This is a genomic window from Nocardia sp. NPDC006630, assembly GCF_040611495.1.
GTDB lineage: Bacteria > Actinomycetota > Actinomycetes > Mycobacteriales > Mycobacteriaceae > Nocardia.
Map to the genome: position 1 here is coordinate 165,821 of NZ_JBEXOK010000006.1, position 15,614 is coordinate 181,434.

Consider the following 15,614-nt stretch of genomic DNA (forward strand, 5'->3'; position numbering starts at 1 on the left):
CGAGGAGTCTCGTTCCCGTCCGCATCGTCCCGACGCTACCCGCCGCGGCAGGCCCGGGCACGGAACTGGGCGTGTGAACGTGGTACCCCGTCGCGACGGGCAGAGCTAGGGTCGCGGGGTGGGTTTCGAGGTTCGGGTGGACAGTGCGGGCGCGGTCGGGATCGTAAAGGTAGCGGTGGGGTTCGGGTGGAGTTGGGATCCGACGGACGTCCGCAGTTTCGCGCGCCGGGTGGGCTGGCAGACACCGGAACCGGTGGGAACCATGCGGCGTGGCGCGGTCTTCTCGCGCACCGGGTTGCGGGTGTGGTGGGACTCCGCCATGTTCTGGGGCAGCGGGCGGCGGCTGCAGTATGTGCGGGTGCCGGTCTCGGATTGCCCGGCGCCGGACGGCCGCACCAGCCCGGAACTGCTCGCCGAGGCCATGATCCGGGTGCGCGATGCCATCACGAAGGAACTCGGCGAACCCGAGCACGGCGCGGGACCGGAGGAGGGACCGGCCTGGATCCTGCCGAATCTGGTGGTGGGACTGGCCCTCGGCCCCGACACCGTGGATCTCATGCTGGTGAACCCGGTGGATCAGCGGTTCTGGATGGACCGGCGGCACGACGGCGCCCGGCGGCGAACGGCAATGGGCGGGTGGGGACGGTTCTCGGAGGACCTGGCCGGATATCTGGAGACGCTGCCGACCGATGCGCGAGTGGTTGTCACCGCGCCCGGCGGCCGGTACGTGCAGTTCGCGGTCGAGGAGCGCGAACTCACCAGCGAGTTGAGCCGCAGCGAATTCATCGACCCCACTTGGCGATACGGCGATGACGTCGGGAAATTGCTTACGGCACAGGGCTGGTCGCCCACCGAGGATTCGAACTGGTGGCGCAAGCTTCCTCGAAACGCCGGTCGCACCGCGATAAGTCATTTCGCCGCAGGCACCGTCGAAGCGCTGCGCACCTTGGACGTGCAGGCGGTCACTGATCTGGTGGTCGACGCCTGGGTGGAGGGCGGCGAGGATCTGCCCCTCGCGGCACTGGGCATTCCACCGCACCCGACCTCCCGATCGCAGCGCGCCGAATTCCTGCGCAGCAATGCCCCCTACGGCTTCGATATCGGCCCACTGCGTGTGGATATCCCGAGTGGAATCGATATCGCCCGTGCCGCAAGGGAATTCGCCTGGACCTGGACCCGCGCGGATATCGACGGTTTCGCCGAACGCTTCGGCTGGAAGCTCGAGGGCGAACCCCGCCCGGCGGATCGCGTGGTGTGGGTCCGGACCGAACTGCGCATCGATGGCGCCCGAGCCCGATTCTGCTGTGACGGTGACCGTTTGGAGTCGATCTGCATCACCCTCAGCGACAGCATCGAATCGCAGCTGTACGAGGAGGGCCCGCCCGCCGAGGTGCGCGACCAATTGACCGCGGCCGTCGCCCGGGCCGTCGACGGCCTGCGCACCGAATTGGGCGCACCCGTGCACGGCACGCTGTGGCATACGCACGGCCCGGTCTGGTCGACCCGTCGACTGGCGCTCGGGGTGGCGGCGGTGGGCGATACCGTCGAGCTGTATCTGGTGAATCCCGCTGAGCGCGAACGACAGTTGATCCTCGAACAGCAGCAGACCGCGCGCCGGGCCGCCGAGCGCGAGTGGCGGCAGTTCTTCGACGATCTGTCGGCCATAGTCGCCGATCTGCCGGAGCAGGCGGAAGTGACCATCGATGCCGGTGATCGCGGCTGCACCACCTTCCTTCGTGATGCGGACGGCCTGCGGGTCACCCTGGATGCGGAGGCGGGCCTGGGCCTGCACCCGCGCACCACCGAGCTCATGCGCACGAACGGCTGGCAGCGTCCCGCGACCGGCCGCCCGGTCTGGCGGCACGGTCTCTACCGCCCCGCGCTCTTCCGGGATTTCCGCCGTTTCGTGGAATTCGCGCTGTGGCCGCTGCGCACCCGCATGGGCCCGTACACCGTGTTGCGGGTGCACGCCCAGGGCGAAGAGCATGCCCTGCGCACTCCGTCGACGGGCTCGACCGGCTTCTGACCGGCACCCCTAGAGTCGAGAGATGACCGAGATCGATGATGTCCTTGTCACCCGGGCTGCCTACGACGCCGTCGCCGAGCTCTACACCAATATGTTCAAGCGCCAACTGGATTCGAACCCGTTCGATCGAGCCATGCTCGATGTTTTCACCGAGTCGGTGAGCGAGACCGAGCCCGGGATGGTCGCGGATATCGGTTGCGGGCCGGGCCGGGTGACAACGTATCTGAAGGCCGCGGGGCTCAATGTCTTCGGAATCGACCTGTCTCCCGAAATGATTCGCCAGGCGCGGGCCGCCCATCCCGATATCCATTTCGAGGAGGGCTCGATGGAGCGGATGAGCCTGGACGATGCGGCGTTGAGCGGAATCGTCGCCTGGTACTCGATTATTCACACCCCGCCGGAGCGGGTGCCCGCAGTCCTGACCGAGTTCGCGCGCGTCCTGCGGCCGGAGGGTCATATCCTGTTCGGCTTCCAGGCCTCCGAGGAACCGCGGGGCGTACAGGCCTACGAGCACAAGGTCGCCCCCGGATACCGCTGGGCCCCGGATACTTTGGCGGAGGTGCTCGAGGAGACCGGGTTCCGGGTGACGGCTCGCATGCTGCGCGCACCGCGGCCGGATGATCGCGGCCCGCAGGGCTACGTGCTCGCCGTCCGGAATTGATCGGCCACCGATCGGCACCGCGTCCGGAATAGAAACCCGCTGCCCCGGCTTGCGAAGACCCATGGGTATGAAGGCGATCAGTCAGCGAGTCCTCGGCGGTCCGGAAGTGCTGGAGACGGTGGAGGTCGAGAAGCCGAGCCCGGCCCCCGGCCAGGTGCTGGTCCGGGTGGCCGCCACCTCGGTGAACGCGGCCGATTGGAAGCTGCGCGCGGGCATTGTCACCAAACTGGGCGCACCGCCGTTCACCCTGGGACTCGATGTATCCGGCGTGGTCGAGGAGATCGGCGCGGACGTCACCGAGTTCGCGCCCGGCGACGAGGTGTACGGCGCGGTGCTGAGCCGCAATGGGGCCTACGCCGAATATGTGGTCACCCCGGCGGATTTCCTCGCGCCCAAACCCGCGACGCTCGACCATGTGCACGCCGCCGCCCTGCCGACCGCGGTGCTCACCGCCTGGCAGGGACTCACCGAAGTCCAAGCGGGACAACGTGTTCTGGTGCATGCGGCAGCAGGCGGCGTGGGTCATCTGGCCGTGCAGATCGCCAAGGCGCGGGGTGCGCACGTGATCGGCACCGCCCGCGCGGCCAATCACGAATACCTGCTCGAGCTCGGCGCGGACGAGGTAATCGATTACACGACAACCGATTTCACCACCATCGCCGCCGTCGACCGGGTGATCGACCTGGTCGGCGGTGATTACACCGAACGCTCGCTGACCATGCTGCACCCCACCGGCCGCCTGATCGATGCCCAGGGCGAGGTGCCGCTGGACGACCCTCGCTATCACCGCCTCTACTTCCGGCCGTCCGGCGCCGATCTGCGCGCGGTGGCGGCGCTGGTCGACCGCGGGCAGCTGCGCAGCACGGTCGAGCGCGTCATGCCGCTGGCCGAGGTGGCCGCGGCACACGAGCTCAGCGCCTCCGGGCGGGTGCGCGGCAAGATCGTGCTGGTGCCCTGGGCTGCCGCCTGACCGCGGATTCCTGGCCATCGGGACATCTGGTGCATCGCCGCGTCGCTGCGCTTACCGTCGAGCAGAGGCGATAGCAGGGAGTAAGTGGTGGAGTACTGGGACGAAGAAGTCGATGTGCTGGTCGCCGGTTCCGGCGGCGGTGTGGCCGGGGCCTATACGGCCGCGCGCGAGGGTTTGACGGTGACGCTGGTGGAGGCGACCGACAAATTCGGTGGCACCACGTCGTATTCGGGTGGCGGCGGAATGTGGTTCCCCTGCAATCCGGTGCTGCGGCGGGCCGGTGTCGACGACACCCTCGAGGATGCGCTCACCTACTACCGCGCGGTGGTCGGCGATCGCACTCCGGCCGCGCTGCAGGAAGCGTATGTACGCGGCGGTGCGGGGGCGATCGAATATTTCGAGAGCGATGAGAGCATCTCGTTCCAGATGTTCCCGTGGCCGGACTATTTCGGTAAGGCGCCCAAGGCGCGGCTGGACGGTAAGCGGCACATCATCCCCACGCCGCTGCGCGCGAGCGAACTGGGTGAGCTGAGCGAATCGATCCGCGGACCGCTCGCCACCGACCGGCACGGTGATCCGCAGCCGGACTATCTCATCGGCGGCCGGGCCCTGGTCGGGCGGTTCCTGCTGGCAATGGCCAAGTACCCCCGCGTTTCACTGCAACTGCACACCGCACTGGTGGAGCTGGTGGTCGAGGGCGGTGCGGTGGTCGGCGCGATCGTCGAGCGCGAGGGCAATCGGATCGCCATCCGCACCCGTAAGGGAGTGCTGCTGGCGGCGGGCGGTTTCGAGGGCAATGACGAATTGCGCCGGCGCTACGGAGTGCCCGGCGTGGCCCGGGACACCATGGGGCCGTGGGGAAATGTCGGTAAGGCGCACGAGGCGGGCATTGCCGCCGGCGCCGATACCGATCTCATGGATCAGGCGTGGTGGTCGCCGGGGCTGATCCATCCGGACGGGCGCGCGGCCTTCGCGCTGTGGTTCACCGGCGGCATTTTCGTGAATCAGGCCGGAGTGCGGTTCGTCAACGAGTCCGCGCCGTACGACCGGCTGGGCCGCGACATCATCGACCGGATGAACGACGGCTCGGTATCCCTGCCGTTCTGGATGATCTACGACGACACCGAGGGTGCGATCCCGCCGATCAAGGCCAGCAATGTGCCGATGGTGGAGACCGAGAAGTACGTCGAGGCGGGACTCTGGCACACCGCCGACACGCTGGAGGAACTTGCCGCGAAGATCGGCGTGCCGGCGGATGCGCTGAGCGCGAGCGTGGCCCGCTTCAACGAGCAGGCCGCAGCCGGTGTCGACGCCGACTTCGGGCGCGGCGACGAGGCCTACGACCGCGCCTTCTCCCATGGCGAGTCCCCCCTCGCGCCCATTGTGAAGGGACCGTTCCACGCGGCCGCCTTCGGCATTTCCGATCTGGGCACCAAGGGCGGGTTGCGCACCGACACGGTGGGACGCGTCCTGAACGAGGCCGGTGAAACCATCCCGGGGCTGTACGCGGCGGGCAACACCATGGCCGCGCCGAGTGGCACCACCTATCCGGGCGGCGGCAACCCGATCGGGGCATCGGTGCTGTTCAGCCATCTGGCAGCACTGGATATGGCAAGCCGCTAGATCCATGGATCCAGGCCGAAAGCACGCCGGGCCGGCGGGGCTTCCGGGCCGGGAGCGGTGGGCCGGGCTGCCGTGTTCTGGATGCGGAACTGGCTAGAGTCGATCCATGAGTGCGGGCGACGGAGCAGCAGCGGGCGGGCCCGGGCGGGCGCGGTACGACGTGGTCGTGGTGGGCGGTGGCCACAATGGTTTGGTCGCCGCCGCCTATCTGGCGCGGGCCGGGCGGTCGGTGCTGGTTCTCGAGCGGGAGGATCACACCGGTGGTGCGGCGGTGTCGGCGCGGGTTTTTCCCGGGGTGGATGCGCGGCTGTCCCGGTACTCGTATCTGGTGAGTCTGCTGCCGCAGCAGATCGTGCGAGATCTGGGGCTGCGCTTCGAGACTCGGCGGCGGCGCATCTCCTCCTATACCCCGGTCGGTACGGGCGGGCTGCTGGTGGACAACGGGTCCGAGGCGGAGACGCGGGAGAGTTTCGCGCGGGTCACCGGCTCGGAGGCGGATTTCCTTGCCTGGCAACGGTTCTACGCACAGACCGCCGGACTTGCACAGCGCGTCTTTCCCACTCTGACGGCACCGCTGCCGACCCGGGACGAAATGCGCCGCACGGTAGACGATTCCGCGCTCTGGGGCGCGATCTTCGAACGCCCCCTGGGTGAATGGGTCGACAAGACCTTCGCCGACGACACCGTGCGCGGCGTAGTCCTCACCGATGCGCTGATCGGCACCTTCACCCACGCCTACGATCCGTCGCTGCTGCAGAACCGCTGCTTCCTCTATCACGTGATCGGCGGCGGCACCGGCGACTGGGATGTGCCGATCGGCGGTATGGGCGCGCTGACGGATGCGCTCGCGGCCGCGGCCCGCGCGGCGGGGGCGGAGATCGTGACCGGTTGCGCGGTCACGCGCATCGAAACCGATGGCAGCACAGCGCAGGTGGACTTCACCACGGCATCGGGCGACACCGGTACGGTCGCGGCAGGTCGGGTACTGGCGAATGCGGCACCGTACGAACTGGCGCGGCTGCTCGGCGAGACCGCGGAACGCCCGGAGGGTTCCCAGCTCAAGATCAATATGCTGCTGCGCCGCCTACCGCGCCTGCGGGACACCCGGGTCGATCCCGCCGCCGCCTTCGCAGGCACCTTCCATATCGCCGAATCCGGCTCCGAGCTCGACAAGGCTTATCGCGAGGCCGCATCCGGCCGGTTGCCGTCCGCCCCGCCCGCGGAGATCTACTGCCACACCCTGACCGATCCCTCGATCCTGTCCCCCGAGCTTCTCGCGCAGGGCATGCACACCCTCACGCTCTTCGGTTTACATACCCCCGCAAGGCTTTTCGCCTACGATCCGGACGGAACCAAGGCCGCTCTCGTCGAGGCCACACTCGCCCAACTGGATTCGGTTCTCGCCGAACCCATTCGCGACTGTCTGGCCCTGGACGCCGACGGCCGCCCCTGCCTGGAGGCGAAGTCCCCGGTCGATCTGGAGCGCGATATCGGCCTACCCGGCGGCCACATCTTCCACCGTGATCTCGAATTCCCCTATCTGCCAGAAGATTCCGACAACTCCCCCGCCGCCCGCTGGGGCGTCGCCACCGCACACCGGAATATCCTGCTGTGCGGCGCGGGCGCGATTCGCGGCGGTGGTGTCAGCGGCATCGGCGGCCACAATGCCGCCATGGCGGTACTCGAGTCCACCGGAAACTGAAGCGGCTCAGTCCTCCTGGGGGTTCGCGGCGCACACCTCGGCGCAGCAGCGGATGAAGTCGCGGACCATGGGATTGCCCTCGGAGGCGGCGGGCCAGGCCACCGCCACCCGGCTGGGACCGATGCCGCGCACCGGGCGGTAGACGATGCCGGGGCGCGGGTAGTAGCGGGCCGAGGAGGCGGGGGTGAAGCTGATGCCGAAGCCGTTGGCGATGGCGGTGAGCCATTCATCGGTATTGCGGGCTATGGCCCCGATGACGGCGGTGGCGGCGGGGCGGGCGTCGGCACCGATCCAGAAGTCGCGCCACCAGCCATTTTCCGGCGGAGAAGCAACAAAAGGCTCCTCCCACAGCTCCCGGAATTCGATCTCCTCGGACCCGGCGAGGGGATGGTCGGCGGGCAGCGCCAGCCAGCGGGGTTCGGTGAAGAGCTCCTGCCTGCGGTAGTTGTCGTGGCCGGGGAAGGGCAGCCGGACCAGTGCGGCGTCGACATCACCCTCGGCGAGACCGGCGCTGGGGTCGGTCCAGCCGAACTGCCGCATATCGACCCGCCAGCCCGGATGCGCGCGCCGGAAGGCGGCGACGATCTCCGGCGTGAATTCGTTTGCGGCACTGGCGATGAAGCCGACCCGCAGCACCTTGCCGGCCCGGCTGGCGCCGCTCTTGGTGGCGTGCAGCATCTGCTCCCAGCCCGCCAGTAGCACCGGCGCGTGTTCGGCGAACACGCGGCCGGGTTCGGTGAGGGTCATACCGGTGCGGGTGCGGACGAACAGTTGCACGCCGAGCTGCTGCTCCAGCTGTTTGATCTGTTTGGTCACCGCGGGCTGGGACACATACAAACGCTGGGCAGCCCGGGTGACGTGCCCTTCCTCCGCGACGGCGACGAAGTAGCGCAGCAGCCGCGTGTCGATGTCCATACCTCAAGGTTATGGCTACGAGGTACGGCGGCCGTCGCCCGCCTGCTGCCCCATGATGTCGGTGCAGCACCTAATGAAGTACCGCACAATGGGATCCGCCTCGGAGGCGTCCGGCCACACCACCGCCACCCGGGTCTGCGCGATGCCGTGCACCGGCCGGAACACCACGCCCGGATAGGGATTGGTGCGGGAGGTGGAGGCGGGCGTGAAACTGACGCCGTATCCGCTGGCGATGGCCCGCAGCCATTCGTCGGTATTGCGGGCGATGGCGCCGATGATGGCGGTGTCCGCGGGACGGGAGTCCAGGCCCATCCAATAGTCGCGCCACCAGCCGGTTTCCGCGGGCGAGGCGACATAGGGCTCGTCCCACAGCTCCCGGAAGGCGATATCGTCGCGTTCGGCGAGCGGATGATTGTCCGGCAGTGCGATCCAGCGCGGTTCGGTGAACAGCTCCCGCACGTGATAGCCGTCCTGGCCCGGGAAGGGTAGTCGGAGCAGGGCGACATCCACATCACCCTCATCCAGTCCGGCGGTGGGGTCGGTCCAGCCGCCCTGGTGGATATCGACCTGCCAGTCCGGATGCAGCCGGTGGAAGACCTGGATGATCTCCGGAATGTGCGCATCGGCCGCGCTGTTCACGCAGCCCAAGCGCAGCACGCGGGCCGCGCGGCTGGCATCGCTCTTGGTATCGCGCAGAATGCGATCCCAGGCGCCCAGCAGTTCGGGCACCTGTGCGGCGAGCACCTTTCCGGCGGCGGTCAGCGTCCAGCCGGCCCGGGAGCGGATGAACAGTTCCACCCCCATCTGCTGTTCCAGCTGTTTGATCTGGGTGGCCAGCGCGGGCTGTGCGACATGCAGGCGCTGCGCCGCCAGCGGAGGGGACTCGGTCTCCGCGACCGCCAGGAAGTAACGCAGCAGTCGCGTGTCGATATCCATCGGTCTCTATTTTGCCCTCCACCGCGCTCCGGGCGGGCTCGCGGCCCTGAAGTCCCAGTTGGGACCTTTGCGAGGAGTGCCGTGAAGTGCGGATGTTAGGGCTGATTCACCCGAAAGTCGGGATCGTCACGGTCGGGAAAATCCGGAGGCGCGGACGGAACTCGCGCAAATCCCATTGCAGCACCGACCGGTTGGTTGCGTGCGCGCTAGGGTGAATTTGCCACGAAGTTGCTGTCTGTCAGAACGCTGATTCGGCCACCGAGCGAGGCAGGAGGCGTGTGAACCCGACCGAACCCGAACACCATCAACCGCAGCACCGGCTCGCCCCTCGCCCGATGAGCGGCCGCCTCTACGGAGCGACCCTCCGCGCCGCCGGATCCATGGACCGCTGGCTGCGCCGCGTCAGCGCCAGCCCCCTCGATCTGGCCGCCGAGGACGCGCCCCAGCCCGTGGAGCCGCCCGTCTCCGCGGATCTGCTCGATCTGCTGCGGCATCTCGGCGTCGCACTCATCTCCTCCGGCGAGACCACCAACCAGGTGCAGCGCATTCTCGACGATATGGCCCGGCGCTACGACGCCGACGAGGTGCACTTCTTCGTGCTGCCCACCGGAATCTTCGTGCGCGTGCACGATTCCCGGGGCACCGCCGTCGATCTGCTCGAGGCCAATGGGGACACGCTGCGGCTGGATCAGATCACGGCGCTGTACAAGCTGATCGACGAGATCAAGCACACCGTGCCGCCGCCTGCCCACGCCACGCTCGAACTCGCGAAGATCCTCGACTCACCGCCGCCCACCGCGGTCTGGCTCATGCTGCTGGGCAATGTGGTGCTGACCACGGGCCTGGGCCTGATGCTCAATCCGACGGCCAATGCCCTGCCCGGATATATCGTCATCGGCCTGGTGGTGCAGTTGCTGATCATGCTCGCGGACCGCATGCCGCTGCTGTCGCTGGGCCTGCCGGTGGTCGCCGGCGCCTCGGTCACGCTGCTGGCCTTCGGTTTTCCGCATGCGATCGGCGGCGGCAATCCACAGCAGCTGCTGGTGCCGGGCGTCTCCTCACTGCTGCCGGGCGCGACGCTCACCAATGGTTCCATCGAGCTCGCCACCGGATCGATGGTGGCGGGCGCCAGTCGCACCATCTACGGCCTGAACAAACTGATCCTGCTGGCCTTCGGCGTACTCATCGGCCTGCAGGTGCTGGGACCCAATCCCTCGCTCGTCCCGGAGACCATGCACCAATTGGGCTGGTGGGCACCGTTTCTCGGCGTGCTGCTGATCGGCCTCGGACATTCGTGGCGAGCCAGCGCGCCCCCGAAATCGCTGCCCTGGCTACTGGTGGTGCTGTACGCGGCCTTCCTCGCGCAGAAGCTCGGGGTGCAGCTCGGCGGCGGACTGCTCGGCTCGTTCCTGGGCGGCATGGTGGCGGTGCCCGCCGCATATCTGGTGCAGCGCAATCGGAATGCGCCGCCCACCCAGGTGGCATTCCTGCCCGCCTTCTGGATGCTGGTGCCCGGCGGCATCGGTCTCACCGGGGTGTCGGAGCTGGTGACCCAATCCAATGCGAACGGGCTGCACGTACTGGTCACCACCACGCTCACGGTGCTGGCCATCGCCATGGGGGTGCTGGTCGGCTCCGGTCTGGCCACCAAGCGGCCGCCGCAGATCTCGCCGATGGTGGAGCAGTTCCTCGGTCCCGATACCGGGAAGCATTCAGCGAACCATCGCGAGCCCTGAGTCCGGATCGATCAGCCACAGCAGCCAGTGCGGTGCGAGCAGGGCCGCGAATTCGTCGTAGCCGGGCGCGTCGGGGTGGTAGCCGTCGACGGCGGCGACCTCACGCATCCAGATCCGATTGTCCCGCAACGGCTGATGCGCACGCAGATACAGGACGCCGGCGCTGTCGCACAGCGCCGTGAAGCGGGCGTCGAGGTCCAGCAGGCGGTCGTTGTGGTCCTCGTCGACATTCGGCGGCGGTGCGACCACCATTGTCGTCCAGCCGTTTTCCCGGGCCCGGCGCAGGATCGCCGCGAGATTGTCCACCGAATCCTCGGGATCGACGCGCGGACGGCCGTTCTCGTACTGGCTGTCGTTGACGCCGGTGGAGATCACCAGCCGGCAGTCCGCACCGGCGGGTAGTCGCGGCGCGCACTCGGCTTCCCAGCGGGCCCGGAGCTCGGTGCTGTTCTCGCGGCGAATGCCCAGGTTGTAATAGGTGAGCGGCTGCCCGGCGGCAACGGCGCGGGCCGCCAGACGGCCCGCCCAGCCCAAGCATTTTCGGTCCCCGACCCCCGCTACGAAAGATTCGCCGATAAAGCAGACACGGAGATCGGATACCACAGGTCAATACTCGCACGCAGGGAAAACAGACACGCCGGACGGGGACCGGCGGCGGCGTCGTGCCGCGACCGGCCCGCGACGGGTTACGGTAACCGACGGATTGGAAAGTCGGCCGAAGGGCCGACCGCCGCAACCCACCCCGAGCCGACCATGGGACCACAGCCGTTCCCACGATCCGAAAGCGCGTATAGGACATGCGAGTCGACGGACGGGATATCCCCGTCTCCGGCAGCCTGCTGCAGCCGCGGATCCGGCGGACCAGCGACATTCTGCGCGTCGTGCTGTCCGCGCTACTGACCGCTGTTGTCATTACCGGCTCGCTCATCACGCGGCCGCAGTGGGAGGCCCTGGAACGGTCGGTCTCCGACATCATCGGATTCCTGACGCCGGAACAGTCCAATCTGATCTATGTCGTGTACGGCATCGCGATTCTGGCGCTGCCGCAGGCCATTCTGGTCCGGTTGGTATGGGATCGCCAGTGGAAGCTGCTGGCGGGCTTCCTGTCCGCGGGTCTGATCGCCGTCCTGCTGTTCTCCATCACCGGCACCGGGTTCACCGCGCCGCGCTGGCATCTGTCCGAAGCACAGCAGGTCAATACGTTCCTCTCGCAGTTCCTCGACGATCCGCGCTGGATCGCCATGCTGGCGGCCGGGCTGACGGTGTCGAGCCCGTGGCTGCCGCCGACCTGGCGACGCTGGTGGTGGACGCTGCTGCTGGCGTTTGTGCCCATCCATCTGGTGGTCAGCCTCGTGGTGCCGGCGCGGGCACTGCTCGGCTTGGCGGTCGGCTGGCTGGTGGGCGCGGTCATCGTGCTGGTGGTCGGTACTCCGGCCTTGGAAGTCCCGCTCGACGCGGCCGTGCGGGTGCTGGCGCAGCGCGGTTTCCGGGTGACGGCCTTCAAGGTCGTGCGGCCCGCCGGGCGTGGTCCGCTGGTGCTGTCGGCCGCCACCACACAGGTCGAACCGGCGCCGCACGAATCGGAGACCGCGGCGAGCGGCGCATCCAGAACCAAGGCAGGCAGATCGAAGACCAAGGCCCGCGAAGCCGTTGCCGCACTGGCCGACCCGCCCGCCGACGGTCCCGCGCAGACGCTGACCGTCGAGCTGTACGGACAGAATCAGCGCAGTCGCAGCGCATTACGGCAGCTGCGCCGCTGGCTCACCATCCGCAGCAGCGAATATCCGACCCTGTTCGCCTCCATGCGGCGCGCGGTGGAACACCGGGCACTCATGGGCATCGCCATCGGCGATCTGGGGCTGGGCAGCAATAAGCCGCTCACGGTGGCGGCGCTCGATCGCAAGTGGATGCTGTACGCGCACACCGTTCCTCGCGGGCGGCCCATGGTCGCCGAGGACGGCGAGCCGATGCTCACCAAGGTGTGGCAGGCGCTCGACACCCTGCATCAGGCACAGATCTCGCACGGTGATCTGCGGGCCGAGGATATTCGAATCGTCGAGGGGCAGGTGCGATTCGGCGGTTTCATGGCCTCCGAATTCGGCGCCTATCAGGTGCGATTCGAATCCGATATCGCGCAGCTGCTGCTGTCCACCGCGGCGCTGTTCGGCACCGAGCCCGCCGTGCGCACCGCCCTCGCGGTCATGGGCACGCAGCCGGTGCTCAATGCCTCCCGGCGTTTGACCAAAACCGCACTGCCGGAGCAGGTTCGCAAGGCGGTGCCCGATGCGGGCGAGCTGATGAAGGCGACCCGCGAGGAGGTGGCGTCGCAGACCGGTCAGGACAAGATCGAGGCCGCGAAGATCACCCGGTTCTCGCGCAATCAGATCATCCAGCTGGTGCTGCTCATCGGCCTGGTCTACGTGGCCTACCCGTACATCAGCGCCTCGCCGACCTTCTTCTCCGAACTGCGCAATGCCAATTGGGCCTGGGCCGCACTGGGACTCACGGTGTCCGCGCTGACCTATATCGGTGCGGCAATGGCACTGTGGGCGTGCGCCTCCGAGGCGGTGAAGTTCAGCAAGCTGCTGCTCATGCAGATCGCGAACACCTTTGCCGCGACCACCACCCCGGCGGGTGTGGGTGGTCTGGCGCTGAGTGTGCGGTTCCTGCAGAAGGGCGGGCTCGGTGCGGTGCGCGCGACCGCGGCGGTCGCGCTGCAGCAGACGGTGCAGGTCATCGTGCACCTCGTGCTGCTGGTGTTCTTCAGTGTGGCGGCGGGCGCTTCGACAAATCTGTCGCATTTCGTGCCGAGTGCCACGGTGCTGTATTTCGTGGCGGGCGCCCTGCTGGGTCTGCTCGGCGTGACCATGTTCGTGCCGACGGTGCGGCGCTGGATTCGGACCGAGGTGCGGCCGCAGCTCAAGGAGGTCGTCGCACAGCTGGGCGATCTGGCCCGGCGCCCGGCGCGGCTGCTGATGATCGTGGGCGGTTCCGCGACAACAACTCTCGGCGGGGCGCTGGCGCTGTGGGCGAGCATCGAGGCGTTCGGCGGCAGCACCGGATTCGTGACGGTCACCATCGTCACCATGATCGGTGGCACGCTCGCCTCCGCCGCGCCGACACCCGGTGGCGTCGGCGCGGTCGAAGCGGCCCTCATCGGTGGGCTGGCGGCCTTCGGCGTCCCCGCCACCATCGCGGTTCCCGCCGTCCTGCTCTACCGGGTCCTGACCTGCTGGCTCCCGGTGTTCTGCGGCTGGCCGATCATGCGCTGGCTCACCGCCAACGACATGATCTGAGTTCTATTTGCGCAGTTCTACTTTGAGGACCTTGCCGCTGGCGTTGCGGGGCAGTTCGGGGACGATGACCAGGTCCTTGGGGTGCTTGTAGCGGGCCAGGGATTCGTTGAGGAACGGGGTGAGTTCCTCGAGGGTGAGGTCGTCGACGCCCTCGACGAGTGCGACCACCGCGACCGGCACCTCGCCCCACTTCTCGTGCGCACGGCCGATGACCGCGGCCTCGTGGATCTTCGGATGGGCGAACAGGACGTTCTCCACCTCGGCGCAGTAGATGTTCTCACCGCCGGAGATGATCATGTCCTTCTTGCGGTCGACCACGTAGATGAAGCCCTCGGGGTCCTCCCGGACCAGGTCACCGGAGTGGAACCAGCCGCCGTGGAAGGCTTCCGCCGTCGCCTCGGGCTTGTTCCAGTAGCCCTGCATCATGGTCGGGCCGCGGTAGACGATCTCGCCGACCGTGCCGGGTTCGACATCGTTCATCTCGTCGTCGACCACCCGGGCCTGGATGGTGGGAATGGGCTTACCGACCGAGCCGATCTTGGTCAGCGCATCCCGGCCTTCGAGAACGCAGGTGATGGGCGACATTTCGGTCTGGCCGAAGACCGCAACGCTGAAGGCGTCCGGGAAGCAGTCGGACATGGCCTGCAGCACTGTATTCGACGCGGGGGCAGCACCCCAGCAGAGTGAGCGCAGGGCCAGCTTGCGCTCCCGGACGGTCGGCTCCTCACAGATGAGCTGCCACTGCACGGGCACGCAGAACGCCGTGGTGGCCTGCTCGGCCTCGATGGCGTCCAGGTACTCGGTGGCGTTGAACGCGCCCAGGGGATGCAGCACCGTCTTGCCGCCGAGCATGAAATACGGGGTGAGACTGCCCAATCCGGCGATGTGGAAGAGCGGGGAGGTGCAGAAGCCGATGGACTCCGGTGTGATCTCCATGGCCCGGATGCAGGTCAGCGCCTGTGCGTTCAGGTTGGCGTGCGACAGCACCGCGCCCTTGGGGGTGCCGGTGGTGCCGGAGGTGTACATGATCAGCGCCGGGGTGTCCTCCGGAATATCCAGTGGCGCATGGGGTTCGCCCGCCTCGGCGAGGAAATCGTCGTAGCCGACGGCACTCTCGCTGCTCTGGCCGTTGATGACCACACAGGTCGCCAGGTCCGGGGCCTGCGCCTGCACCGCCGCGGCGAGCGGCTGCAGCAGCGTATCGGTGACGATCGCCTTCGCACCGGAGTCGCCCACGATGTAGGCGACCTCCGGCGGGGTCAGCCGGAAGTTCACCGGCACCGCGATGGCGCCGAGCGCATTGATGCCGATGACCGCCTCGAGGTACTCGGTGTAGTTCAGGGCGAGAAGAAGTACGCGATCGCCGAACCCGACCCCTCGACGGGCCAGCGCGTCGGCGAACCGCTCCGAGCGCTCGTGCAGCTGCAGCCAGGTGGTGTCCACACCCTTGAACCGGAAGGCGACATTCGCCGGTCGCATCGCGGCGTGCGTGGCGATCTGGTTGACCCAGTGATTGCGCCGCGACCGGATGGGCTCGTCGAGTGGCTGGAAACCTGTGGTCATGCCACGTACTCCTCTCGCACCGTCATGAGACGCCGCCGGCTGTTCCGGCGGCATCGACGGCTGATCGTTCGCGAGAATACCAACTAACTTTTCAGCGTGACAAGGGTTACAGAGAAGGTTCCGGCACTTTTTTGTCATCGTTTCAATCAGCAGATCAGAGCATGTGAACTGATCTTTGAGGCGGCG

Annotated in this window: 11 protein-coding genes; 7 read left to right on the top strand and 4 right to left on the bottom strand. The window is 67.8% G+C overall.

Annotated elements, in window-relative coordinates; translation table 11 throughout:
• Window positions 1-118 precede the first annotated feature (118 nt).
• The 5 genes from ABZX86_RS19050 (at window position 119) to ABZX86_RS19070 (ending at window position 6,982) form a co-directional block, all read left to right on the top strand.
• Window positions 119-2,026: a DUF6301 family protein gene (locus ABZX86_RS19050; RefSeq protein ID WP_355125124.1), complete on the top strand. Its 1,908-nt coding sequence runs from the start codon at window positions 119-121 to the stop codon at window positions 2,024-2,026.
• A 22-nt stretch (window positions 2,027-2,048) separates the two neighbouring features.
• Window positions 2,049-2,687, top strand: coding sequence for a class I SAM-dependent methyltransferase (locus ABZX86_RS19055; RefSeq protein WP_355125126.1), 639 nt, complete (start codon window positions 2,049-2,051; stop codon window positions 2,685-2,687).
• 67 nt (window positions 2,688-2,754) lie between these two features.
• Window positions 2,755-3,657: an NADP-dependent oxidoreductase gene (locus ABZX86_RS19060; RefSeq protein ID WP_355125128.1), complete on the top strand. Its 903-nt coding sequence runs from the start codon at window positions 2,755-2,757 to the stop codon at window positions 3,655-3,657.
• A gap of 87 nt (window positions 3,658-3,744) precedes the next feature.
• On the top strand, window positions 3,745-5,280 hold the full coding sequence (locus ABZX86_RS19065; RefSeq protein ID WP_355125130.1) for an FAD-binding protein: 1,536 nt from the start codon (window positions 3,745-3,747) through the stop codon (window positions 5,278-5,280).
• A gap of 106 nt (window positions 5,281-5,386) precedes the next feature.
• The gene (locus ABZX86_RS19070; RefSeq protein WP_355125132.1) at window positions 5,387-6,982 is read left to right on the top strand and encodes an NAD(P)/FAD-dependent oxidoreductase; all 1,596 of its coding nucleotides are present in this window, start codon (window positions 5,387-5,389) and stop codon (window positions 6,980-6,982) included.
• A 6-nt stretch (window positions 6,983-6,988) separates the two neighbouring features.
• On the opposite strand, the gene ABZX86_RS19075 is transcribed toward ABZX86_RS19070, so the two are convergent.
• A complete protein-coding gene (locus tag ABZX86_RS19075) occupies window positions 6,989-7,897 on the bottom strand; it encodes a LysR family transcriptional regulator (RefSeq protein ID WP_355125134.1) in 909 nt (302 codons plus the stop codon).
• A gap of 15 nt (window positions 7,898-7,912) precedes the next feature.
• Window positions 7,913-8,833 carry a LysR family transcriptional regulator gene (locus ABZX86_RS19080; RefSeq protein WP_297614043.1) on the bottom strand — a complete coding sequence of 307 codons (921 nt, stop codon included), beginning with the start codon at window positions 8,831-8,833 and terminating at the stop codon, window positions 7,913-7,915.
• A gap of 278 nt (window positions 8,834-9,111) precedes the next feature.
• Between ABZX86_RS19080 and ABZX86_RS19085 the strand changes: the two genes are divergently transcribed.
• The gene (locus tag ABZX86_RS19085; protein ID WP_355125136.1) at window positions 9,112-10,569 is read left to right on the top strand and encodes a threonine/serine exporter family protein; all 1,458 of its coding nucleotides are present in this window, start codon (window positions 9,112-9,114) and stop codon (window positions 10,567-10,569) included.
• Here ABZX86_RS19085 and ABZX86_RS19090 read toward each other — a convergent pair.
• Window positions 10,546-11,172, bottom strand: a complete 627-nt coding sequence (locus ABZX86_RS19090; protein ID WP_355125138.1) for a GDSL-type esterase/lipase family protein — start codon at window positions 11,170-11,172, stop codon at window positions 10,546-10,548. The genes ABZX86_RS19085 and ABZX86_RS19090 overlap by 24 nt on opposite strands.
• A gap of 194 nt (window positions 11,173-11,366) precedes the next feature.
• Between ABZX86_RS19090 and ABZX86_RS19095 the strand changes: the two genes are divergently transcribed.
• Window positions 11,367-13,865: a lysylphosphatidylglycerol synthase transmembrane domain-containing protein gene (locus tag ABZX86_RS19095; protein WP_355125140.1), complete on the top strand. Its 2,499-nt coding sequence runs from the start codon at window positions 11,367-11,369 to the stop codon at window positions 13,863-13,865.
• Window positions 13,866-13,868: 3 nt separating this feature from the next.
• On the opposite strand, the gene fadD5 is transcribed toward ABZX86_RS19095, so the two are convergent.
• Window positions 13,869-15,428, bottom strand: a complete 1,560-nt coding sequence (fadD5, locus tag ABZX86_RS19100; RefSeq protein ID WP_355125142.1) for a fatty-acid--CoA ligase FadD5 — start codon at window positions 15,426-15,428, stop codon at window positions 13,869-13,871.
• Window positions 15,429-15,614 lie beyond the last annotated feature (186 nt).

What these genes read in the sequence shown, in the direction of transcription:
- ABZX86_RS19055 (WP_355125126.1), top strand. Translation starts at nt 2,049, where the DNA reads ATGACCGAGATCGATGATGTCCTTGTCACCCGGGCTGCCTACGACGCC.
- ABZX86_RS19060 (WP_355125128.1), top strand. Translation starts at nt 2,755, where the DNA reads ATGAAGGCGATCAGTCAGCGAGTCCTCGGCGGTCCGGAAGTGCTGGAG.
- ABZX86_RS19070 (WP_355125132.1), top strand. Translation starts at nt 5,387, where the DNA reads ATGAGTGCGGGCGACGGAGCAGCAGCGGGCGGGCCCGGGCGGGCGCGG.
- ABZX86_RS19075 (WP_355125134.1), bottom strand. Translation starts at nt 7,897, where the DNA reads ATGGACATCGACACGCGGCTGCTGCGCTACTTCGTCGCCGTCGCGGAG.
- ABZX86_RS19080 (WP_297614043.1), bottom strand. Translation starts at nt 8,833, where the DNA reads ATGGATATCGACACGCGACTGCTGCGTTACTTCCTGGCGGTCGCGGAG.
- ABZX86_RS19095 (WP_355125140.1), top strand. Translation starts at nt 11,367, where the DNA reads ATGCGAGTCGACGGACGGGATATCCCCGTCTCCGGCAGCCTGCTGCAG.
- fadD5 (WP_355125142.1), bottom strand. Translation starts at nt 15,428, where the DNA reads ATGACCACAGGTTTCCAGCCACTCGACGAGCCCATCCGGTCGCGGCGC.